The sequence below is a fragment of the Novosphingobium sp. Chol11 genome, assembly GCF_900218065.1.
Lineage (GTDB): Bacteria > Pseudomonadota > Alphaproteobacteria > Sphingomonadales > Sphingomonadaceae > Sphingobium > Sphingobium agri.
The window spans coordinates 34,324-55,956 of sequence record NZ_OBMU01000004.1 but is presented as its reverse complement, the minus strand read 5'-3'; the positions used below and the strand labels follow the sequence as shown (position 1 = coordinate 55,956).

Here is a 21,633-nt window from a genome sequence, read left to right as displayed (position 1 = left end):
AGCGAAATACGTCTATCGCGCCTGCGGGTGGATGTGGGCTGAAGCTTCCTCAAACTAAAAGGCGCAAGAGGCGTTGCTTGCCCTTTTTCTGGTTGCCCTAAGCAGCGGCTTACGCCAGCGGGGTAATTCCCCAAAGCTGTGCTGAAGTGAGGGAGGCCTGTGCCGTTGCAGCCGGGCGCGGCGTGGATCGCACTGCACTCACCGCCGCGTCCCCCGCAGCATACCAGACCGGCGCAGTTCCAAGAGCGCGTAACGCGCCGTCGGCAAAGTCGCCTGCCTCCATCGGCGTCAACCCCTCAACCTCCACCATCCCGGAACGCCGCATGGCGGGCGTGTCCGTCAGTGTCGCAACAGCGCACATGACATCGACCCCGTCGCGCGCCAGTTCCCAGTGCAAACCTTCCGCCAGAACGATTTCGAACGACTTCGCGGCAGCATAGGCGGCGACATAGCCGCTGCCCACCAGCCCCGACATGGAGGAGACAAGGATCAGCCCGCCTCGACGGCGAGCGCGCATAGCTGCAAGGGCGTGGTGAGCAAAGGCAGTTGGCGTGGTGCAATTCAGCCTAACCAGATTAAGGGCGCGGTCTGCGGGCTGGTCCAGAAACAGTCCGACGCCATGCGTCGCTCCGGCATTGTAGACGACAAGGCCGTATTCGCCACCAGCAATGATCTCTCGGGCGCGCACTTCTATGCCAGCGCTAGTGAGGTCAAGCGAGATCGCCTGCACATCCACTTGATAGTCACTGCGGATTGCTTCGGCTGCTTGCTCGAGTGTGGCCGCGGAGCGTGCCGCGAGCGTCAGGTGAAAACCGGCGGCAGCGAGCTGATTGGCAAAGGCAAGGCCAATGCCTTCCGATCCACCCAGGATCAGAGCCCTCGGCCCATAGCGGCTGAGGAAGGCAGTGGGTAAGGACGTTGGCACTGTTGGCCATGCTGGCGGCTCCATGATGTTCGAAGGGGTCTCCCATGGCTGACCACTAATTACCACTTTTGGCCCGCAAGGCATCGTCGAGAAAAGCGTTGCCGCCATGCGTCGTTCTGCGCGAACCATAATCGGCATCATCCGGTGCACCCGACAGCATCATGTTGTAGATGCCAGCGTTCCAGCCGCCATCAACCGACAATTCGGCGCCCATGATGTAGGACGCCTCATCGCTGGCAAGGAACAGGCTTGCTGCGGCGATCTCATGGGCTTGGCCGACACGCTGCGCGGGCACAGCGCCATAGCCCTTGTTGATGTCCTCGACCGGCGCATCGACCGGGTTGCCCATGGCCGTGTACACGCCGCCGGGATGCACGGAGTTGACCCGCACGCCACGGGGGCCGAATTCCAACGCGGCAACCTTAGTCAGGCCGCGCACGCCCCATTTGCTTGAGGAATACGCCGCATAGCCATTGGCGCCGCGCATTCCATCCACCGATGATATGTTCACTATCGAGCCGCTTCCCGCGCGGACCATCGCGGCCCCAACGACCTTGAGCCCAATGAAAGTGCCGACCAGGTTGACGTCCAGCACCTGCCGGAAGTGATCTACCTCGCATTCGAGGATGGAACGAAAGCGTTGCATTGCTGCATTGTTGACGAGGATGTCGGGCGTCCCGAATGCGTGCTCGCACGCGGCAAGGATGGTGCACCAATCTTCTTCCATCGAAATGTCCGCTCTCTGGAAAATGGCGCGGTCGCCCATTTCCCTTGCCAGATCATGCCCCTCGGCCAGGAGGTCGGCGATCACAATTCTGGCGCCTTCCTCGACGAACTTGCGCACGGTAGCTTCGCCCATGCCACGAGCACCCCCGGTCACGATTGCGATTTTGTTTTCCAGGCGTCCCACAGTGTCTCCCTCTCTGGCCGCACGCGGCATGCTCGCCCGACATAGACCTGCTCAAAGAACGTCCGGGACGGAAGACCGCCCCGGACTATCCGTCAGCCTCCGCCGAACTTGATGCCGACGTTCAGGCCAATCTGCAGACCGGGCGTGTAGAATACCTCCCGATAGCCAGTCGGTATGGAGCCCAGCGTGCCCATAAGTCCGGTCTGATCGACCATGCGTGTGGTGTCGAACAAGTTCTTCGCAAAGACACTGAAGCGGTAATTGTCGTAGTTCACCCCCGCATAGAGATCGACAGTGGCATAACTGGGGACAGTGGTGCTGCTCGAAACGATCAGAGCGTTGCCCTTATAGTTGAGCAGGCCCCTTACGAAACCTTCGCCACGGTCGCCGATTGGCACGGTATACTGAGTCTGCACGGTCGCCGTCCACTTGGGCAGACCGTTGATGGCGCCGTTGCTGCGGCAGCGAGCAACTTCCACGCCCGCGGCCGTGAAGTCGGCCGCTGTCGGCGTTCCGGCGTCAGGAACGCCGTCGAAATTGGCATCGCGGCAGGGTTGCAGGGCGTTCTTGAACTGACCCTTCACATAAGCGACCGATGCGCGCGCACTCCACCGATCAGTGATGTCGCCGTTTATGTCAGCTTCGAAGCCGCGCACGCGGGCGTCGCCGTTGTAGGTCAGAGAAAAGGCATCGGCGACGACCCCACTTCCTGGGCGGGAGAAGGGGATGTTGGATACCGTTGCGTTATATCCTTTGAAATCCTGCTGGAATGCAGCGAGCGTGAATCGTGCCCGACGGTTGAACAACTGTCCTTTCAGCCCGACCTCATAATTGTCAGATTTCTCCGATTGGACGATCACGAATTCTGCGGGAACATCGCCTTGGCTGGCGCCGGGCGTCCGGAAGCTGCGAGCGTAGCTGGCATAAATGTTGAGGTCGCTGCCGAGTTCCTGCCGGACATTGATATCGTAAATCCAATCGCTGACTTTCGCCGACTGGTCGAGCGACGGAACACCAGGTAGGGGAATAAGAAGATCACAGCTGGTAGGATAGCTTGAATCGGCGAAGCTGGCCCCTGGAGGGGCGAGGGGCGGTGGGGGTGCCGGAATGAAGGTGCAGGTCCCAGCAGTTGGAAAGCCCAGCGGTACGGCGTTGCGCAACGGCCCGTCGAATGCCAGATTGAAGTTATAATCCTTGTGACCCCAGATATATCGCGCGCCTAAACGGACGTGGGTGCCGGTATCAAAGTTAAAGGTCGTGCTGCCAAAGATCGATTGCTCCAAGTCCCGGCCGGGGTCGCCGAAGATATTGAAGGAACCAGGTTCAAGACGCAGAATGCCTTGCGTCAAATAGTTGAAATTAAGATCCGCCGCGGTCGGAATGGCGGGACCAGTCGGACCAACCAGGGCTGGGTCGCCCAGAATACCGCCACCTGGCCCTGTGCTGATGAAAGTCGTGTTCTGATCTACGCGAGAACCGCCATTGCTCCGAAAATAGCCGACGGTCCAGTCAATGAAGCTCTTGCCATTGCCGTTGGAGTCCAGTCGCAGCTCATGGGACCATTGCTGCACTTCGATACGTTGCGAAGCGCCCGGCACAAAGTCAAAACCGATGATTGCGTTACCCGGATCAGCGCCGAAACGGCCCTCTTTTTGAGATTGGACCGTCTTGCTCCAACCGCCGATATAGTTGAGCGTCGCGAAGTCGAAATCATATTTCGCATTTAGAGACACGAAATCGTACAGCCGGTCAGTGTAGCTGGGCGATTCCGCCACGCCGAGGTTTTTCTTACCCGTGAGAGGAGGCCCATTATAACCGAGGCCATCCCCCGCCACTCGGGCGATCTTGGCTTCGACTTCGTCATTATGCTGATATGTGGCGAGCAGGCTGAAACGGTCGCCGGGCGTAAATAGCAGCGTTGCGCGGCCGCTGGCGATCCGCCGTTTGGAGTTAGCGCCGGTGATGCTGTGCGTGCCGTTCAGATCGTCCTTCTGGTAGAAGCCCGCCAGACGAAGAGCGAGGACGTCCTGAATAACAGGTATATTGACGCCGCCCTGTAGGGTGTAGCCGATCCGTTCGTGGCCCTGCACCTGGGCTTCGGCGTATCCGCCGAACGCATCCGTATCGGGCCGGCGCGAGGTGAGCGTGATGGCGCCGGTGGGCGCCGTCCTGCCGCGCAGCGTACCCTGCGGACCGCGCAGCACTTCGATCTGGCCGATGTCGTAGAGGCCGGAGAACACTGAGAAGGCGAGCACCGGAACTTCGTTGAAATAGATGTCGAGCGACTGCGGCGCACCCGAAACCGAGGCCGTGCTGACGCCGCGGATCGAGGCCTCGTTGCCCTGCGAAGAGGTGGTCAGCGTCAATCCGGGAACAAGCTTATCGACTTCGCTGAAGTTGGTGATGGCTTGATTGGTAATATCCTGGGCTGTGATTGCCTGCACGTTGAGCGGCACGTCAGTGATGTTCTGGTCGCGGCGTAGCGCCGTCACCACGATGTCGCTGGCCGATGCCTGTTCCGACGGCGATGCAGTGGTTTGCGCCCCCGCATGTGCAGCGGAAAACAACGCTGTTGCAGCTACACTGACCAGCAACGGGCTGCGATAATTCCTAGGCATTTTAATCATCCCCTCTCTCGGCGAATTGATACGCCATTTTTGCCCTGCGACGCCGTCCCTTCGGAATTCTGCGCATCGGGTAAAACAATAAACAAACTCTATTTTATTGCAAGCTTGGTCTGGTTTGGCGGCGCAGAATCATCCACCTACTTTGGTCAGCACCCTGTCTGTCGTCGCCCATCAGAATCACCGGGCCTATCAGTCCGGCCGGGCGCAACGGTGCGTCGGGCTTGTAGGTCGGAAAGGTCGTGAAGGTGGTTTTCTTCGCCCCCGGCTGAGCGTCGCCGATCAGGCGGTTCACCCATGTCGTCGCGACGCGAACCTCCAGGCTGTTAGTGGATTTATGAACCGCATGTCCGATCTCGACGCGGTAAGGCGCCTTCCACAGTGAGCCGACATCCTGGCCATTCACTTTGATCGCCGCGACATCCGCGACGCCACCCAAGTCGAGCAGAAGGCCGTCGGTGGCCTTCCAGCCCGGAGGTGTAACGAATTGCGTCTGATAAACCACTTCCCCGGAATAATATCTTACGCTGGGATCAGTGTGTTGATTGAGCGGCAACAGGCGATCCATCTTGATGGTTCGAGGTGCGCCCCGTCCTTCCTGGAAGCTTGCCGTCCATGCTGCTGTCACTGGAGCAAGGGCCCGCAAAGTGGGCTTGCGAAAGGTCAGGTGGCCGCTGTCGGCGTCCTTTCGGAACAGCACGAAGAAGGCATCTTGGGGTAACATCTCCAAGGGAACTATCGTTCTGCCATTTTCAATACGATAGGACATGGGTTCGAACGTTCCAGTATCGGCATGCCAAATTTCGGGCGCTTTCCCGGTGACGCGGAACATAGCCTGGATATTTTCTGTTTTCTTCTTCCGATTCGTCAGGAAATAGGCGTCGCCGCCATCCCATCGCCGGTGGGCGAACAGGATCTCGGCATCGCCGGATGCAGCCGAATAGTCGAAATCAGGACTAATGCCATTGGCTTTCAGTGCCTCTTCCGTCTTCTCCATTCGAATTGGAGCCTTGCCGTTCCGGTCACGGTGCCAGAGCTTTCGCACCAACGCTTCAAACTCGGCGGGATCATCTTTCAGGGTCGGGGAATATTTCGGAGGAGCGCCGGTGATGATAACTCCAGCCGCAGCGATCTGCTCCAGACGGCGCAGCATGTCGACGGACATCCGGTCACTGCTGCCCCCCAACTTCAAAATCCGGTAGCGCGCACCGCTGGGACTGACGAGTTCCCCTTTCACCGCCTTGAGCTGAGAGGTCAGGGCTTCAGCGTTGACGAAATCATATCCATAGCGCTGCGGCGCATCTTCAACGGGCTTATCGCTGTAAAGGCCCGTCAGCGGAGCTTCTTCCCCATAAAAATAGGCCACATCAGCAACGGCACGGCCTTGCTGAAGCAGATAGCTGGTGCGGGAAAGATAATCGACCCAAGGGCGAGCCAATTCGCCCCAAGCTTCATGCCTGCTGAAATACTGCCCGAACATGGAAAGCGACAGGCCCGGCTTCTTGTCATCGACCGGCTGATGCACTGAAGTGTGGATGATCGGACGGTTGACGCCGCTTGCAAAGGCAAGATCCATCATTGGTTTCAGATCCGCCGGTGCGAATGCCCACGGCCGAAAGGCAGCGGTGAGCGACTCCGCACCGACCAGATTTTGTCCATAGAGATGGGCAACCGATGCTGCGCCGCGCATGTCGATGATATTTGCAGGGCGAGGCCCTGTCTCGTCGCCATAAGCCCACAGAGCGCCCATGGGGATGTCGGCGTGGCGGCGCGTCGACAGATCGTCTCCGAGCGACGGGCGCCCCCCTTCAAGCGCTTCGGCATAATAGGTCAGGCCGTGCTGGCGAGCTATCGCAGCGATCGCTTCATAATGTTCGGTTGAGATAAGTTCCGAAAGCGTCCGGCGGTAGTCGTAGAGGAAGGCGTCGGTCTGTTTCCGCGTTCCTATGACATAGCCCGCGAGCGCGGGCATCCATGGACGGGCATCATAGCCGCGCAGGCGCTGGAATTGCTTCAAAAGGTCGGGCGTCCAGTTGGACGGGCCTACTTCGATGCTGTCGCTCAACAAGGCGCGCAGCCCGCGCTTTCCAATCGAGTCGTTGCCAAGAAAGTCGGAATAAGTCGCCAAATATGTCTCAAGATAGCGTCGAAGCGCTGCCCCATCGAACTTGTCGACCTCCAGCCCAGTGGCCTCTACCGTTGCGGGATGGTTCATGGTGCCGACGAGCGAATAGCCGAACCGCAATATCCTCCAACGGCCGGGCGGGGGCGTCCAATTGAGGCGACCGTCTTCCTTCATCTTGCCGGTGAGGTCGATCACGGTGGAGGGCGCGACACCTTTGTCAGCGGCCGCGGTGGTCGTTCCAAGTGCATAATAGTTCGATGTAAGTGCGAAGCCCGCTTTCATCTCAAAGGCGTTCACGCGGGCTTCCGGCGACAAGCGCAACTCGGCCAGCTTCGCCGTTTTAGGTGGAGGGCCGAACGCGAACGAGGAGATGACGGCGCCCGGCGCAGGCGTGCCCATGGGGAAGGGATGAAGATCGGCCGAAGCAAGAACGAGCCTGAATTTACGGGCTGTTACAGGCGCGAAGCTGATTGTGGTGGGCGCTAACGACAGGGGAATGTCCGCGACTGGCCTCCAGGCCGTTCCATCGTCGCTCGCCTCGATCCGCGGCCTGAGATCGGCCGGGGTGAATGTGTTGGCGAGGCCCGGCATGAAGATGGTCGCCGACCTGACGGTTTGAGGCGCCGAATATTCGAGGTCTATGAAGCCTGGCTTGTCGGGACTTCCCCGCTCTATCGTTAGCGCTGTCTCGTAGTCGCCATCCGCCACCTTCGCCGCGTCGAGCGGTTCTCCCTTTGCTGACCTCAGCAGCGGCGTGGGTAAGGAAGCCGCTGAACCATCCACCCGATAGGCGATGACGGCGACATCCGCGCTATATGTGGGAGGTTTCACTTTTATGCCGAAGATGGCGTCCTCTCCCCGGTCTCGTCCCATGGTTTGGAACGGTCCCGTGACATCGGGGACCGGAGCCAAAGTAGTGGTAATAGGCGAGCCGCCTTCGACGATGGTCTCGCTCCACACCAGCTTCTTCATAGCGTCCTGAGCAGGGACCCAGGGCGCGCCGGTCTCACTCCAGCCGGGAGACGCGGCGATCGCCAGCTCCAGACCTAGCGATTGCGCGGTATTGGCCGCGTAGCGGAAGGCGTCCTTCCAGTCGGATGACATATAAGGGAGGCGGCGATCAACGATCGTCGGCGTTTCCAACGCGGCGTCGAAATTCTGGACCCCCCCGATGCCGACCCTGTGCATCCACTCAAGGTCTTTCCTGATCCCGTCTTTTGTGATGTTCCCGTTCATCCAGTGCCACCACACGCGCGGCCGCGCGCTGTTGGGAGGATTTTTGAACCCTTCCTCAAGCGAAGTCCGCGAGGGGCCGTCCGACAAAGCCGTCTGCGCGTGAACGCTAGCGAACATTGTGCCTGCCAGCAGACAGGCGACATATGCCCTTAGATACCCTGGCGACACTATCCGCTCCCCTCAGCTACGGCAGCCAAGCGCTGCTTCTAGTGCTCGTCGATATTCCTGATCGATCGATCAGTCAATACTCTGTGCATTGGCGTTGATGTAGGCATGTGCTAGCGGGCCGTGGAAGGATGGACGATGCGCAGTAAAGGCGAGCTAACAAGAGAGCGCATATTGAACGCGGCGGAACGCCTTTTTGGGACAAGCAGCTATGATGCGGCGTCTCTGCGGGCGATCGCAGCGGCAGCAGGGGTTCAGCAGCCGCTGCTCCATTACCATTTCGGCAGCAAGATCGGCCTTTACCATGCGATATGGGAACGACGCTATGCGGCACCGGAGATGCGCCAAGATGCGCTCGCGGATCTCGATTTCAGCATGGAGCGAGAGGAACTTCTCAGGACGCTAGTCAGGCAGCTTCTTGTCCCGCCGCTGAAGTTGGGGAGCACGAAGCAAGGCCGCGCCTTTCTTCGTATTCTCAATTGGGAGATCAACGATCCCCGCGCGGATAGAAGAGGAATATTGGCCAAATATATCCAACCCATCGACCAGCAGGTGCTGGCGGCACTTGCCCAAGCATTGCCGAACTTGCCTGCCGAAAGAGTTCCTGAGACTCGATCCCTTGTTTTCGGGTTGGCATCTTCGGTGCTCAACAGTCTGGGGACGGGTGATCGTCCAATCAAAATTTCTCCAGCGTCGCTCGAACACCTCGTCGAATTCGCAATCGGCGGTCTCATGCGAATTGAGAATATGGGAAATTGATCGAACGGCCCTGCGCCATCAAAGCCTTCGTTTCTAGAAGAAGCGCGCATTGTTCCTGCGGAAGATGGCCTGAACAGAAGATACCTCACTCCCACTTGACGGGCGCGCCTACATGCCGCACACCATAATGGTAACATTGGATAGCCATTAACGTGTGATCCATGAGAACATGCTGGGGAGAGAATTGCGATGGATCGGTTTGAGAAACGCATTGCAGTAGTGACCGGCGGCGCGAGCGGTATCGGCTTTGCGCTGGCAGAGCGCCTTCTTGACGAGGGCATGAAGGTCGTGATTGCTGACATCGACTCAGATGCCCTGGACAGAGCCGTTGCGGCCCTGGCGGACAAGGGTGACATCATTGGCCATCGCACAGACGTCTCCAACCCGGATTCCCTTCAATCGCTGGCAGACACAGCTGTGGCGCGGTTCGGGGCGGTCCATCTGCTATGCAACAATGCGGGCGTGGGCGGTTTTCAACGGTTCGGCAGCCTTACCAGGGAAGCCTGGGAATGGGTGATCGGGGTCGATCTGTGGGGTCCTATTCATGGCTGCCGCATCTTCATGCCGATCCTCCAGCAGCAGGATGAAGCGCACATCGTCAACACCGCGTCCATGTCAGGCTTTGTCTACGGCCCCTATCTCCAACCCTATAGCGTCGCGAAGGCAGGGGTCGTTGCCCTGACAGAGAGCCTGTACCGGGAATTTGAAAAGGAAGGTTCGCATATCGGCGTTTCCGTGCTCTGCCCCGCCTTTACCGCCACTGCCATCTCCAATGACGAACGATCCGCACCATCCTCCGTGGCTCGGCGCGGTGACCTTGACCCCGATCTCGCCCCGGTGCGTGATGCCGTGCGCGACATGATGGCCGCAGGAAAAACTGCAGCAGAAGTCGCCGATATAACGGTGCAGGGTATTCGCGAACGCAAGCTCCACATCTTTCCGCACCCCAGCTGGCTTGCGGCGGTCGAGCAGCGGATGAAAAACATTCTGGCGGGCGAACCTGTGGGCGACGAACCGGCATCTGTCCTGGTGGATCCGCGAACCTGATACGGGACAGCCTTCCTGCCCGCGTTTGCTCATAGTATTCGCCGCTGCACTTATGGGCTGGAGCGGTCCGCAAAAAATAAAAGAGGCTGCGACATGGAGTTCGTCCTGAAACGACCGGCGCAGGACGATGAAACCCTCGATCTGTTCAGGGATACGGTGCGTCGCGTGGTGGACGAGCAGTTGGTTGCGCGTCGCGAGAACATCGAGCGCGACGGCATAGTCCATCGCAATTTCTGGACCGTGGCAGGCGCCGCCGGAATGCTGTGTCCCGGAGTGCCGGAGCAGTGGGGTGGCATGGGACTGGACTTCCGGTTCAATGCGGTGGTGCTTGAAGAACGCGCCTATGCGGGCTCCTGCCTCGGCACCGCCATCCATTCTGACATCGTTGCCGACTATCTCGTTCATTATGGCAGTGACACGCAGAAGGCACGCTACCTCCCGAAGATGGTGTCCGGCGAATGGATCGGCGCCATCGCGATGACCGAACCCAATACCGGGTCGGACCTAAAGGCCATTCGCACCAGCGCGGTTCGGGATGGCGATGCGTATATCCTGAACGGATCGAAGACATATATCACCAACGGCATGTCTGCCGACTTCGTCATCGTCGTCGCCAAGACGAACCCGGCGCTAGGCTCCAAGGGCATCTCATTGCTTCTTGTCGACTGCGACCTGCCGGGCTTCGAGCGGGGGCGACATCTCGACAAGATCGGCCAGCACTCCAGCGACACTGCCGAGTTGTTTTTTCGGGACGTCCGCGTTCCTGCCGATCATGTGCTGGGCGAAGAAGGATTTGGCTTCCGCTATCTGATGGCGCAACTGCCGCAGGAGCGCCTGAGCGTTGCCATCGAAGCGCAAGCGGCGGCCCAACGTGCCTTCGACGAAGCCTGCGCCTTCACCAAGGACCGTCAGGCGTTTGGCAAGCCAATATTCGATTTCCAGAATAGCCGGTTTCAACTGGCGAGCATGGCGACGCAGTTGCAGGTCGGATGGGCACATATCGACTGGGCGATAGCGAGGCACGTCGCGGGGCAGCTTACTGGAGAGGAAGCCGCTGCCGCCAAGCTGTGGCACACCGAGATGCAGGGGCAAGTCACCGACGCTGCCCTCCAGCTGTTCGGCGGCGCCGGATATATGAATGAGTATCTGATCGCGCAGCTCTATCGCGATGCGCGGGTGAGCCGTATCTATGCCGGAACATCGGAGATAATGCGCGAAGTGATCGGACGCGCGCTGTAAACGTCAAGGCGAAGATCGGGAGAGAAGCAATGGCCTCGAAGCAGATCGCCCTGCGATGGGAATCGCATCATGGTCGCGTCGTGCGATGCATTGCCGATCGCCCCTCCACGATTGGCGCATTATTCGCATCCGTCGTCGCGAGGGCCTCAGAGCGGACCGGCCTGGTCGATGGGGACTGCCGCCTGACCTACGGCCAGATGGATGAGCGGGCGAGCTGTGTCGCGGGTAATCTTGCCGCATTGGGCATCGGCAAGGGCGACCGTGTCGCCCTCCTGCTGGACAACCGCTGGGAATTCATGGTGGCAATGCTGGCCTGCATCCGGCTTGGCGCTATTTTCGTGCCGATGAACTTCCGCCAGCGAATGCCAGAGCTTGCCTTTGCGTTGAACGATTGTGGCGCAGTGATGATTATCCACGAAGCCACCATGAGCGGCGAAATACCACCTGATGAGGAAGTGCCGGCGCTGAGGCACCGGATTACAGTGGGACAAGGCGGAAATTGGTCAATGCTGACTGGCCCGGCTCCGCTGGCCGCGGCGCCGGAGATCGACGAGGACGATCCGCTCTGCATTCTCTACACGTCAGGCACCACCGGCAAGCCCAAGGGCGCTGTGCTCACGCATCTCGGGGTCATCCATAACGTCCTGCTCCTTGTTCATCACGCCGCCATCGGTGACGGGTTCGCCTCCATTCTCGCCATCCCGGCATCGCATGTTGCCGGGCTGGTCGTGAAGCTGTTGCCTTCGCTTGCGGTTGGAGGCAGGCTGGTCATGCAGCGTGATTTCAAGGCATCCCGATTTCTTGAACTTGCCCAGGCCGAGCGGATCGATTGGGCGATCCTGGTCCCGGCCATGTATAATCTGTGCCTGCGCGAGCCCGATTTCGATGGCTACGATCTTTCGTCCTGGCGCGTCGGTACGTTCGGTGGCGCGCCCATGCCCGAAGCCGTCGCAAAGATGTTGGCGGCCAAGCTGCCTCACATGGTCATGCACAACATATATGGAGCGACGGAGACCAGCGCCCCGGCCGTGATCCTGCCCAGCGGCGCGTTTTCCGAGCGGTCAGACTGGCTCGGCCGCCCAATATTGTGCTGCGACATGATCGTCATGAGCGATGACGGGCGCGAGCTGCCCCGTGGGGAGGCGGGAGAACTCTGGATCGGTGGACCGATGGTCATTCCGGGTTATTGGCGGCGACCCGATGCCGATGCGGAGGCGTTCGTCGGCGGCTATTGGCGTTCGGGCGACATCGGAGTCATGGACGAGGATGGCTATGTCCGGGTCTGCGATCGAAAGAAGGACATGATTATCCGCGGCGGCTTCAAAGTCTATTCGGTCGAGGTCGAGAATGTACTCGCGTCCCATCCGCTGGTAGTCGAGGCCGCCGTCACCGGCTACGCCTGTCCGGTTCTAGGAGAACGTGTGGCCGCCACGGTGCGAGTTTCTGGCGATGTCGATGTAGAAGCGCTTCGTGCCTTCTGCGCAAGCCTCCTGTCAGACTATAAAATTCCGGAGCGGTTTGAACTGATCGGCGCTCCGCTGCCGCGAAATGCCAATGGCAAGCTCCAGAAGATGCTGCTTCGCAAGTAGCAACTCTCGCCTGAGTGCTAAAGCGCAGCGCGTGGGCATGCCATCAATCAACCATGATGGGCCAGACCTAGCTCTGACTGGTCAATAAGGGAGCACGTCGCGTCCATGGCTGATATCTGCAGTACGGCCCGATATGGCTGACGACGCCTTGTCCCACGCGGTCCGAAGCGCCGCTTAAGGGAGAACGGAACAGAAAAGAGATAATTCTTGCAGAATTTACGGCGCGCATTTGCCTGATCGGTCTTAATCCCGCTCATCCTTTCAGGCCCCGCAGATATTTGGCGCTGATCTCCGCCGCCTCGATACGGGACCGGGAAAAGGGTGGCTCCTGTTCGACAAAATATTCTGTGATGCCTGCTCGGCGTGCCGCCGCGATCACCCGGGGCCAGTCCAGACGACCCGAACCGATCTCCGCAGGCACCTGCTTCATTTCGAAATTGGCTTGTGTTTCCGCCTTTATGTCCTTGACATGCATCAGACGGAAGCGGCTAGGGTAGGTCTTGATCACCGCCACCGGATCCAGTCCCGCCGCAGCGACCCACCCCACATCAAGCTCGAAGGAAACGAGCGCCGGATCAGTCCCCTCAACAAGTAATGCAAAAGGCGTGGTTCCTTCCAACGGACGGAATTCGACATTATGATTGTGATAGAATAAGCGAATGCCCGCCTTCTGAAAGTCCGCGCCACGGCGGTTGAGCAGATCGGCAGTCCGCTTCCAGTCGTCCACGCTCCTGCTAGCAGCGATCCGCGAGATGGCCACTTCCATCGGATCGCGATTACCCTTCAGGAGATCAAGCTGGAACGGAAAGATCGGCAACCCGGCGTAGCGGACGCCGGACGCATGCGTGCTTTCCACGATTGCAGGAAAACCGGCGTCATTCGTCAGCGACATGGGATTGAGGTGTACGCTGGTGCAGGAAAGGCCGTGGCGAGAGGCTGCCGCGCGGAATTCGGGTTTGCTCATCTTGAGCAAATCGCACTCGAACCGCCGGAAACCGATGCGTGAGAGCGCGGCAAACATGCCGTCGGCGTCGGATGCGAATTCATTGCCCAGTGTATAGAGCTGAATTCCCAGGGGCCGGTCGTCGAGGTTGAAAGGCGGGCTCTTTCGACTGGAACCCCACGCGCCCGTACCCAGCAGGGCCGTCGCTCCTACCAAAGCCGTAATCGAACTGCGCCTCGTGAATTGTATCTCGGCCATTGCTATTGTTCCTTTCACGGGGTTGGCGTGATGCGGGCGCGGTTGTCTGGGCAATCGTGCACCATGTTATTTAGGCCCGAGCGAGCGCATGGGGCCAACCAGGGTCGAGGGAACTAACTCGCGACCGTCGCTCTCCAGCGCCGTAACGATTCGAATGGTAACGCCTAGTACCATTCAAATCTTGTCACAAACCGGGGGGTGCTGCAAGTAGCATCAATGACGACAGTAGCTAATTCTACAAAGCGGCGCGGCCGACCGCGAGCCAGTGATCTCCAGCAGCGATCGCACGATCTGCTAGACGTTGCAGAAATGGCTCTGGTGGAACTAGGATATGAGGGCGTTACGCTCAACCTCATCGCGAAGCGCGCCTCCGTATCGAAGCGGACCATTTATGCAAAATATGGCGACAAGAAGGGACTTCTGGAGGCGGTGCTTAAACGCATGAGTGTCGGGACGTTCGGTCCCGAACTATCGGCGGAAGATGATCTGCCCTTTCTTGATGGGTTACGCTGGCGTGCTGAACGGGTTTTGCGAAACAATCTCCGGCCTGGCGCGATCGCGATCGCCGCGATTGCCATACGCGAAAGTAAGCGCTTCCCCGAGTTCCTTGTTACTATGCTGGAAGCCAAGCGGATGTATCAGCAAGATCCGCTTCGACTATATTTTGAAAGGTTCAAGGATCGCGGTATCATCGGAGACGTCGACTGTGTCGCGCTTGCATCGATGTTCCTCTGGATGCTGTCAGAGGACATGATCAATACGGTCGCGACCGGTGTCGCCGCAGGTGATTCCGATGATATCATCACTGCTAAGGCAGAACTCGTCGCCAATATGCTTGCAGGGACGCTACTTCGAATGGACTGAGGTGTCTTCGACGCTCGGGTGAAAGCAAATTGACCCATCTGATTGAGCTCAGCAGTGACCGCACGTACTGCCGACCGGCGAATACCAATTAGATGCTCAATCTGCCGCAAGGCATCCCCGGAAACAAAGCATTCACCGATTGTCCGGCCGTAGCGCAGTTTGGCGTACTTTCCATGCTATGCCCGCCAGGCGGGTTCATTCGTTAGACCCCGCCTGCTGCCACGGCATGGCGCTAGGTAATGTCGATCTGGGCTGAGCTGCCGATCAGGCCGTCTGACGTGGCCTCCACCCGCGTGCGCCCCGGCTGTTCGTTTGCACGTAAGATCCCCAGGGCAGTGCCCCTGTATGTTCGCGCATCAGGGGCACGGTAGGAACCGACTGCTAAAGGATTAGCGCTTCCAAAGCCGATGAGTTCAGCGCCTCCCGTTACACTAAGACGCACATGCTGCTCTGCTTCCGGTACGATGCGCCCAGCGGCATCGAGCACCTCGACACGCACATAGGCCAATCCACTCCTGCGGCGGGGAAGCATAGTTTCAACTGTGAGACGGAGTTTTGCCGGAGCACTCACCGTTTCCAGGAGTTTGCGGCCAATTACGTTCCCATCCTTATAAGCCACGGCCTCCAACTTGCCGGGGGCATAAGGAACCAGCATTTCAATCCGCATCTTGTCGGCGGAAGTCAGCTTTCCGAAGCCGACTTTCTGGCCGTTCAGAAGCAGATCCACGCTGTCGCCTGAGGTATAAAGGCGTACGGCCATATTCTGGCCTTCCGCCCCAGGCCATGTCCAGCTTGGCAGTTCGTCATACCAGCCCCAAGCCGAGATCAGTTCCTTCTGCCCCGCCGGAATGGGCCGTTGTACCAATATCTCCAGTGGGCTCAGGTCCCACACCACATCGCGTGCAAGTGACTGCGGCTTCTGATTGCCAATCAGATCAATGTCACCGCACCATGCGCCGACCCACGGGAATGACATCGCGTACGTCGGTTGTGCGTCCTGCGGAACGCGGACCGTAGCGCCGACCCCGGCTTCACCAAGATAGTCCATGGCCGCCCATACGAATTCCCCAAGGAAATAAGGCGCCCTCCGCGCCAATTGTTCGTAGTCGAAGGCGTCACGCGCGAATGTCTCGGAAGCGTAGATGATGCGTTCCGGCCGGCTGCGATGATCGGTTTCGATATCTTCAATCCGGTAGTTGTATCCCGCCACATCCAGAAAGACCGTTGACGCCTCATCCAACTTGCCCGCAGACCCGCGTCGAGCGGAGTTGTCGGATGGAATGACCGTCGGACCCAAGGTGCCGTTGAGCCCGGCCGTAACCGGACGCGTTGGATCGAGCTGCCGCACGAGATTGGCAAGCTTCCATGACCATTCGACGCCCTCAGGTGTGGAGCGGGAGGGTATTTCGTTTCCTATGCTCCACATGATTACGCTTGGACTGTTGCGCGCACCCATCACCATGGCGGTGATGGCGTTTTGCCAATCCTGTGCGAAATGCCGCGAGTAATCGTCCTTCAACTTGGCGGCATGCCACATGTCGAAGCTCTCCTCGATCAGGAGCATGCCGTACCGGTCGCAGGCGGCTCGCAATGTAGCGGATGTGGGATTGTGAGAGCTTCGGATCGCGTTAAAGCCGCGCTTCTTTAGCAAGCGGATCCGACGTTGGTCGGCCTCGGGAAAGGCGCATGCGCCAAGGAGTCCATTGTCGTGATGGATGCAGCCGCCGCGCAATTTGACCGGCGAGCCGTTGATCCGCAAACCCTGTGCCGCATCAACTTGCACGATCCGCACGCCGAACAGCTGGTCCACGCGATCCAGGACCGCATCACCGCGCTCCAACTTACTCTGCAGCGTGTAGAGTTCTGGATGATCTGGCGACCAGAGGCGCGGGTTCATCACGGTGAGGGTTTGCTTTACCTCGCTACCAGCAGCGCTACGCGCTTCGGCCGCTAACTTGCCGTCGCTCGTCAGAAGCCGGGTTACGAGGGCCGCATCTGTGTGCGCGCTCTCGAGACGCGTAGTGACGTCGATTTCCGCGCGGCCATCGACAATTCTCCGCGTCCAGGCTCCCACGCCCCAGCGGGCGATATGGGAGGACGAGGGTATGATATCCAGCCGCACGTCCCGGTAAATTCCCGTGCCGGCATACCAGCGGCTGTTCCTGCCCATATTCCGACTACGCACCACAATGACGTTGTCGCCCCTCCGGTTCAGCAAGGGCGTGAGATCAAACGCAAAGGGCGTGTAGCCGTGGAGATGATCGCCGAGCGGATGTCCATTCAGCCAGAGTTCGCTCGTCACTGAAATACCATCGAACAGGATTTCAACGCGCGCGTCGGACGGCAGGGCTGGAAGACGGAAGTGTTTGCGATACCAGCCGTCTCCGCCGATAGTGAAACCGGTGGCCGGGCCGCCGGGTGAATCCTTATCGAAGGGGCCGATCCTCGTGGGCGACGGCTCTCCAGGAGCATCTTCTATACTGTAGTCATGCGGAAGGCTGAGTATCCGCCAGGCACTGTCATCCAGCGCGGGCGCTTCAAGACTAGCGGATTCGCTTCTCAGAAAGCGCCAGCCGTGGTTGAAATCCTGGTCCCGGCCCATGGAAAATGCTTCCTCGCTGGCAGTCGCAGCGCTCAGTCGCCCAGCATGCGAGCTTAAAGCCACCGTGCCGGCAATTGCGAGTGCGGCGCGGCGATCTATCATCAAACGATTGTCCTGCGTCATTTCTCGCCCCTCCGCTTAGCGGAAAGCGCCTGCAGCTTTGCCTCCACGCGATCGACTTCACCCGGCTGCACCATGTTGAGTTTGGTAAGGGGCCGGAGCGGCATATTATCGAGATACGGTCTGAATTCTTCGGAGCCGATTACGAACTTCATTGCAGGCGCTTCTGCCAGCAGGATGGCCTTGGCTTCCGGGTCTGCTACCAATGTCGATAAAGACATGGTTGTCGTGTTCGGCTCTTGCGACAGCACCCTCGGGGGCTCGAATTTCCGGGCCGGTTGATAAAGCGGGGCATCCATGGACATTCTCTCCTATATCATTCTTTGATTATTGGCGCGGCCTGTTTGGCGAAAGCTGTTAGCTGTAAGATCTGGCGGTCCCATTCAGCCACGAGATCGAATGCAAATTCCTCACGCAGCCACTGCAATTCCAGGCCATGCATCAACGCAAGTAAGTGTCGGGCCACAGCCGCAGGATCGCTGACGAACGGTCGAAAGAGGCGCTCGAAAAGCTCAAGCGCGCCTGCCTCTCGCTCATCGAAGTAGCGATGTGCTGGGTGGTCACGGTTCAGCGCTTCAGCGCGAAGTACAGCATACAAACGCACGAAATCCTTCTGCTGGCTATTCTGGATGACCGCGGCGCGAAGCGAACGAAGTAGTACCTCCAGCGACAGATCTCCCGAATCGGATGGTTCGCAGATCTTCAGTCGCAGCGAAACTGCATCCGCATCCCGCCGATCACGCTCACGCAGCACCGCGATCAGCACTTCATCCTTCGACGGAAAATGATGCAGCAAACCGGCGTTGCTCAAGCCGCACGCTTTGGCCAACTCCTGGATGCCAAAGCCATGATAGCCCTTCTCGCCAACAATGCGCGCAGCTGCTTCCAGAATTTGCTCCCGCCGCCATTCGCCGCGAGCCTTTCGCACTATGATATTCATCCGTTCACATTAGACCAACTATTCGGTCGGTCAACCATGTCGTCGTCTCCAAGTTCGATCATCATCTGCCGCTGTAACCGGCAGGCGGAGATGATGGCTTCGCAGGGGATCGAGATCGACCGCTCGACGCGGGCAGGCTGGGTCGGACAGGCATCCGTGCTGCTCGACCCGATCGTCAGTCGCATTCGCGAGGTCGGCCTGACCGCCTCGAAGATCCATACCGACGATACGCCGGTTCCCATGCTCGATCCGGGCCGGGGCAAGACAGCCACCGGCAGGCTTTGGGCTTACGCCGTCGACGACCGCGGCTCCGGCGCCACGACCCCCTCGCTGGTCTGGTATGAGTTCACCACCGATCGCACCGGCGCGCATCCCCAGCGGCAGCTAGCCAACTTCACCGGCTATCTCCAGGCTGACGGCTATGCCGGCTACAACAAGCTCTACGACACAAACCGCACTGAGGTTGCTTGCTGGGCGCATTTTCGGCGCAAGATATCCGGCACCTTCTGCATGTGCTTCGTGGCCAAAGGCGGATTGCGGCGATCGAACGGAGGGGCCGGCTCGATGGTGAGCTGGCGGCATTCGATCGCTACATGCGCGACGTCGGTGGCCTGGCGGACACAACGCGGCGGCAGCGGATCCATATAATTCGCCGGCTGCTCCTGGAGCGGTTCGGTGATGGCGAGATTGATCCTGAGAAGCTCGACCCGGCAGTCGTCCGGCGCTTTGTCCTCGGCGAAGGCCGTTGTTGGAGTGCTGGCGCCGTGCGTGTCGCTGGCGGCACAGTTGGATGTTATTTCAAGTTTCGCAAAATGTTGGGCGATGCAATCAGCCTCAGCACCCCGGTCGGTGTCAGCCGCTTCTTCAGCACATTCTGCTGAACGCGCCCAGGATCGCTGGACAGACAACGGTCTGCCAAGGCGACGGTGAGGACGCAGTGGACATTGTGGCGGTACTGTTGAAAGATCCGTCCCGCCGCAAGCCCGTGCCCCTCACAGTGGACATGGACAGTGGTGGTAGTGCTATTAACATAATGTATATTATCAATCTATCTGGCTGTAAGCGGTGGATTCTAGATCGAAGTGCGAAATCCTAGGATTTATAGGGGTCTGATCCCCTTTCCAGGAAGGCACATGATGAACGGCTATCAGCATCTGGGTTTGGATGAGCGACGCGATATTTATCGACTGATCGGAACCGGACGCTCGGTGAAGCAAGTTGCAGATGCGCTGCGACGGCATCCTTCGACGATTTATCGAGAGATCAAGCGCAACCGGCATTTTGATGAAGAGCCGCTGTTCAGAGGATATTTCCCGACTGCAGCGCAGACGATGGCCAGCAATCGTCGCGTGCGCGGAGGCAAGATTGCTCGCAAGCCGGAACTCGCCGCCTACATTGCTGATCGCTTGTTGGCGGCCTGGTCGCTAGAACAGATTGCGGGTTATCTTCGGCGTCATCGCGGTCGCCGGGAGGCGGTGTGCCACGAAACCATCTACCAGTATGTCTACGGCGCTGAGGGACGGCATCATAAACTTTGGCTTCATCTGCCAGTTGCCCGCCGTTCGCGCCGGCAACGCTATGGTCGAAAGCCGCGCGGTCTCCATATACCCGTGGCAAATACGATCGGCGCGCGGCCGCAGGAAATCGCGGATCGCAGCAGCTTCGGGCACTGGGGAAGGCGATCTCCTGATCTTCAGGAGAGAATATGGCAAAACCAACCTCACCTCGCTGGTTGAGCGCTGCAGCCGCTTCACCTTCCTCACGCGTAATCTGAGTCGGCATTCTGCCGGTGTCATGGCCGGCATCGATCGGCATTTACGCGATATGCCTCCTCCCCTCCGGCGCAGCATCACCTTCGATCGAGGCACGGAATTTGCTGCCTTTGCGACCCTGCGGAACAGGCTCGGCATCACCAGCTATTTCTGTCTTCCCTCAGCGCCCTGGCAGAAAGGCGGCGTTGAATTGCAACGGGCGGATACGGCGCTTCCTACCCTCCGACACCGACCTGGCACTGCTCTCAGACAGGGAAATCCAGGCCGTTGCCGATCGCCTCAACAGCACACCTCGCAAATGCCTGGGCTATCGCACCCCGCATGAGGTTCTGGGGGAGCAAATCGCCCTCCTCAAAGCCAGATAAATTTGGCCATCCGGGGTGGGGCTCGCCCCACCCCGGATGAAATGCTACGCATCACAACGGGTGTCGCACTTCAAATCGAAACCGCCGTGCTAAATAGAAATGTCACCCCTCCGCTAGTTAGAGATGTCACTCTCGACGTCGCAGTGCGGGTCATCGGTGGCATGGTCATCTCCTGATACAGGAGGTGGCGCTTATGACGGTGATTGGCATGAGCCATGGCGAGCTTTCCCGTTACGATACGCTGCTGCGGGTCGAGCGTGGCGAATTGCGTGTTGAGGATGCGTCGGCGCTATTGGGCCTTTGTCGAAGGCAGATATTCCGGTTGCTGTCACGATTACATGCGGCCGGTCCCGAAGGCTTGATTTCGGGTAAGCGTGGCCGACCAAGCAACCGGCGTTATGATGACGATTTCCGCGAGCGCGTCGTCGCGATCGTGCGCGAGCATTATCATGATTTCGGACCAACCCTGGCTCGCGAGTATCTTGCCGAGCAGCACGATATTCATCTGGCCTGCGAGACGCTGCGGCAGTTTATGATTGTCCGTCGTCAGAACATTTGGCGCAACTCGCGGCGTAGATTAGCGGAGTGCGGGCCTCGTCTCGGGGTTGATGTTAAGCGGCGAGCTTGCGGTGTTGCAAGCGCCGATATTCGATGGTCTGTCGCTTGATCCTTTCACGCTGGTGGATGATGGCCGGTGCCCTGCCGAAGTACCGGATCGGCCGCCTATTCTTATGGCGTGCTGTTCGAAGATGGCGGCCGTATCAATCCCTATCTCTTCACCAATGGCATGGTCGCAGTGGCTGCCCGGCTCGGGGCGCGTATTCATGGCGATAGCGAGGCGCTGGCGCTGGAGCGGGCAGGTGAGTGCTGGCGCATCCGCACGCGGGCGGGCAGCGTGCTGGCGGATCGCATTGTGTTCTGCACCAATGCCTATCCGACAGGGATCGAACCCGCATTCCGGAAAGCCTTTTATCCGCTGACCGCCTATGCCCTCACCACCAGGCCGCTGCCAGCCGGGGCGCTGGACCATATTCTCCCTGGTGGCGGCACTTTTGCGCAGGCGCCGATCGATCTCAATCCGATGGTCCGCGATCGCCATGGCCGCCTCATCCTTTCATCGATCCCGCGGGTCGGCGGAGCCCATGACGCT

The 21,633-nt window shown here is 59.3% G+C and carries 14 protein-coding genes and 4 pseudogenes; 9 read left to right on the top strand and 9 right to left on the bottom strand.

The window, feature by feature from the left end; genetic code table 11:
- Positions 1-109: 109 nt before the first annotated feature.
- The 4 genes from NCHOL11_RS16700 to NCHOL11_RS16685 form a co-directional block, all read right to left on the bottom strand.
- Positions 110-925 (bottom strand): SDR family NAD(P)-dependent oxidoreductase, encoded by an 816-nt coding sequence (locus NCHOL11_RS16700; RefSeq protein WP_176502351.1) that lies wholly within the window; start codon positions 923-925, stop codon positions 110-112.
- Between the two features lie 55 nt (positions 926-980).
- Positions 981-1,835: an SDR family NAD(P)-dependent oxidoreductase gene (locus NCHOL11_RS16695; RefSeq protein WP_097093729.1), complete on the bottom strand. Its 855-nt coding sequence runs from the start codon at positions 1,833-1,835 to the stop codon at positions 981-983.
- 92 nt (positions 1,836-1,927) lie between these two features.
- Positions 1,928-4,453 carry a TonB-dependent receptor gene (locus NCHOL11_RS16690; protein ID WP_176502350.1) on the bottom strand — a complete coding sequence of 842 codons (2,526 nt, stop codon included), beginning with the start codon at positions 4,451-4,453 and terminating at the stop codon, positions 1,928-1,930.
- A 103-nt stretch (positions 4,454-4,556) separates the two neighbouring features.
- On the bottom strand, positions 4,557-7,937 hold the full coding sequence (locus tag NCHOL11_RS16685; protein WP_097093727.1) for a glycosyl hydrolase: 3,381 nt from the start codon (positions 7,935-7,937) through the stop codon (positions 4,557-4,559).
- A 186-nt stretch (positions 7,938-8,123) separates the two neighbouring features.
- Between NCHOL11_RS16685 and NCHOL11_RS16680 the strand changes: the two genes are divergently transcribed.
- From NCHOL11_RS16680 to NCHOL11_RS16665, 4 genes are all read left to right on the top strand, one after another.
- Entirely contained in the window at positions 8,124-8,744 is a 621-nt protein-coding gene (locus NCHOL11_RS16680; protein WP_097093726.1) for a TetR/AcrR family transcriptional regulator, read from the top strand.
- A 189-nt stretch (positions 8,745-8,933) separates the two neighbouring features.
- Positions 8,934-9,791 carry an SDR family NAD(P)-dependent oxidoreductase gene (locus NCHOL11_RS16675; protein ID WP_097093725.1) on the top strand — a complete coding sequence of 286 codons (858 nt, stop codon included), beginning with the start codon at positions 8,934-8,936 and terminating at the stop codon, positions 9,789-9,791.
- A 93-nt stretch (positions 9,792-9,884) separates the two neighbouring features.
- Positions 9,885-11,030 (top strand): acyl-CoA dehydrogenase family protein, encoded by a 1,146-nt coding sequence (locus NCHOL11_RS16670; RefSeq protein WP_097093724.1) that lies wholly within the window; start codon positions 9,885-9,887, stop codon positions 11,028-11,030.
- Positions 11,031-11,059: 29 nt separating this feature from the next.
- Entirely contained in the window at positions 11,060-12,619 is a 1,560-nt protein-coding gene (locus NCHOL11_RS16665) for a class I adenylate-forming enzyme family protein (RefSeq protein ID WP_097093723.1), read from the top strand.
- 253 nt (positions 12,620-12,872) lie between these two features.
- Here the strand turns inward: NCHOL11_RS16665 and NCHOL11_RS16660 are convergent, their stop codons facing one another.
- Complete coding sequence (locus NCHOL11_RS16660) at positions 12,873-13,820, bottom strand: sugar phosphate isomerase/epimerase family protein (RefSeq protein ID WP_097093722.1); 948 nt, start codon at positions 13,818-13,820, stop codon at positions 12,873-12,875.
- 216 nt (positions 13,821-14,036) lie between these two features.
- Here NCHOL11_RS16660 and NCHOL11_RS16655 point away from each other — a divergent pair, with 216 nt between their 5' ends.
- The gene (locus NCHOL11_RS16655) at positions 14,037-14,684 is read left to right on the top strand and encodes a TetR/AcrR family transcriptional regulator (protein ID WP_097093721.1); all 648 of its coding nucleotides are present in this window, start codon (positions 14,037-14,039) and stop codon (positions 14,682-14,684) included.
- A 232-nt stretch (positions 14,685-14,916) separates the two neighbouring features.
- Here NCHOL11_RS16655 and NCHOL11_RS16650 read toward each other — a convergent pair whose 3' ends face one another.
- Genes NCHOL11_RS16650 through NCHOL11_RS16640 form a run of 3 tightly spaced genes read right to left on the bottom strand, consistent with a single transcriptional unit; the run spans position 14,917 to position 18,346 of the window.
- Positions 14,917-17,409, bottom strand: coding sequence for a glycoside hydrolase family 2 TIM barrel-domain containing protein (locus tag NCHOL11_RS16650; protein ID WP_097093720.1), 2,493 nt, complete (start codon positions 17,407-17,409; stop codon positions 14,917-14,919).
- Positions 17,406-17,705, bottom strand: a complete 300-nt coding sequence (locus NCHOL11_RS16645; protein ID WP_141397903.1) for a hypothetical protein — start codon at positions 17,703-17,705, stop codon at positions 17,406-17,408. The genes NCHOL11_RS16650 and NCHOL11_RS16645 overlap by 4 nt, the downstream gene beginning before the upstream one ends.
- A 17-nt stretch (positions 17,706-17,722) precedes the next feature.
- The gene (locus NCHOL11_RS16640; RefSeq protein ID WP_097093718.1) at positions 17,723-18,346 is read right to left on the bottom strand and encodes a TetR/AcrR family transcriptional regulator; all 624 of its coding nucleotides are present in this window, start codon (positions 18,344-18,346) and stop codon (positions 17,723-17,725) included.
- Positions 18,347-18,378: 32 nt separating this feature from the next.
- Here NCHOL11_RS16640 and NCHOL11_RS16635 point away from each other — a divergent pair.
- The 3 pseudogenes from NCHOL11_RS16635 to NCHOL11_RS18845 form a co-directional block, all read left to right on the top strand.
- Positions 18,379-18,841, top strand: a pseudogene (locus NCHOL11_RS16635) (IS66 family transposase); the annotation flags it as partial.
- A 641-nt stretch (positions 18,842-19,482) separates the two neighbouring features.
- A pseudogene (locus NCHOL11_RS18880) lies at positions 19,483-20,483 on the top strand (IS30 family transposase).
- Positions 20,484-20,676: 193 nt separating this feature from the next.
- Positions 20,677-21,003, top strand: a pseudogene (locus NCHOL11_RS18845) (helix-turn-helix domain-containing protein); the annotation flags it as partial.
- 91 nt (positions 21,004-21,094) lie between these two features.
- On the opposite strand, the pseudogene NCHOL11_RS16615 reads toward NCHOL11_RS18845, so the two are convergent.
- A pseudogene (locus tag NCHOL11_RS16615) lies at positions 21,095-21,193 on the bottom strand (PEP/pyruvate-binding domain-containing protein); the annotation flags it as partial.
- On the opposite strand from NCHOL11_RS16615, the gene NCHOL11_RS16610 reads away from it, so the two are divergent.
- A partial coding sequence (locus NCHOL11_RS16610; protein ID WP_141397909.1) for an NAD(P)/FAD-dependent oxidoreductase occupies positions 21,178-21,633 on the top strand: 456 nt, incomplete at its 3' end. The pseudogene NCHOL11_RS16615 and the gene NCHOL11_RS16610 sit on opposite strands and share 16 nt — an antisense overlap.

Excerpts from the sequence above, each read along its gene's own strand:
- NCHOL11_RS16690 (WP_176502350.1), bottom strand. The coding sequence starts at position 4,453 with ATGCCTAGGAATTATCGCAGCCCGTTGCTGGTCAGTGTAGCTGCAACA.
- NCHOL11_RS16685 (WP_097093727.1), bottom strand. The coding sequence starts at position 7,937 with ATGTTCGCTAGCGTTCACGCGCAGACGGCTTTGTCGGACGGCCCCTCG.
- NCHOL11_RS16680 (WP_097093726.1), top strand. The coding sequence starts at position 8,124 with ATGCGCAGTAAAGGCGAGCTAACAAGAGAGCGCATATTGAACGCGGCG.
- NCHOL11_RS16675 (WP_097093725.1), top strand. The coding sequence starts at position 8,934 with ATGGATCGGTTTGAGAAACGCATTGCAGTAGTGACCGGCGGCGCGAGC.
- NCHOL11_RS16670 (WP_097093724.1), top strand. The coding sequence starts at position 9,885 with ATGGAGTTCGTCCTGAAACGACCGGCGCAGGACGATGAAACCCTCGAT.
- NCHOL11_RS16665 (WP_097093723.1), top strand. The coding sequence starts at position 11,060 with ATGGCCTCGAAGCAGATCGCCCTGCGATGGGAATCGCATCATGGTCGC.
- NCHOL11_RS16660 (WP_097093722.1), bottom strand. The coding sequence starts at position 13,820 with ATGGCCGAGATACAATTCACGAGGCGCAGTTCGATTACGGCTTTGGTA.
- NCHOL11_RS16655 (WP_097093721.1), top strand. The coding sequence starts at position 14,037 with ATGACGACAGTAGCTAATTCTACAAAGCGGCGCGGCCGACCGCGAGCC.
- NCHOL11_RS16650 (WP_097093720.1), bottom strand. The coding sequence starts at position 17,409 with ATGACGCAGGACAATCGTTTGATGATAGATCGCCGCGCCGCACTCGCA.
- NCHOL11_RS16645 (WP_141397903.1), bottom strand. The coding sequence starts at position 17,705 with ATGGATGCCCCGCTTTATCAACCGGCCCGGAAATTCGAGCCCCCGAGG.
- NCHOL11_RS16640 (WP_097093718.1), bottom strand. The coding sequence starts at position 18,346 with ATGAATATCATAGTGCGAAAGGCTCGCGGCGAATGGCGGCGGGAGCAA.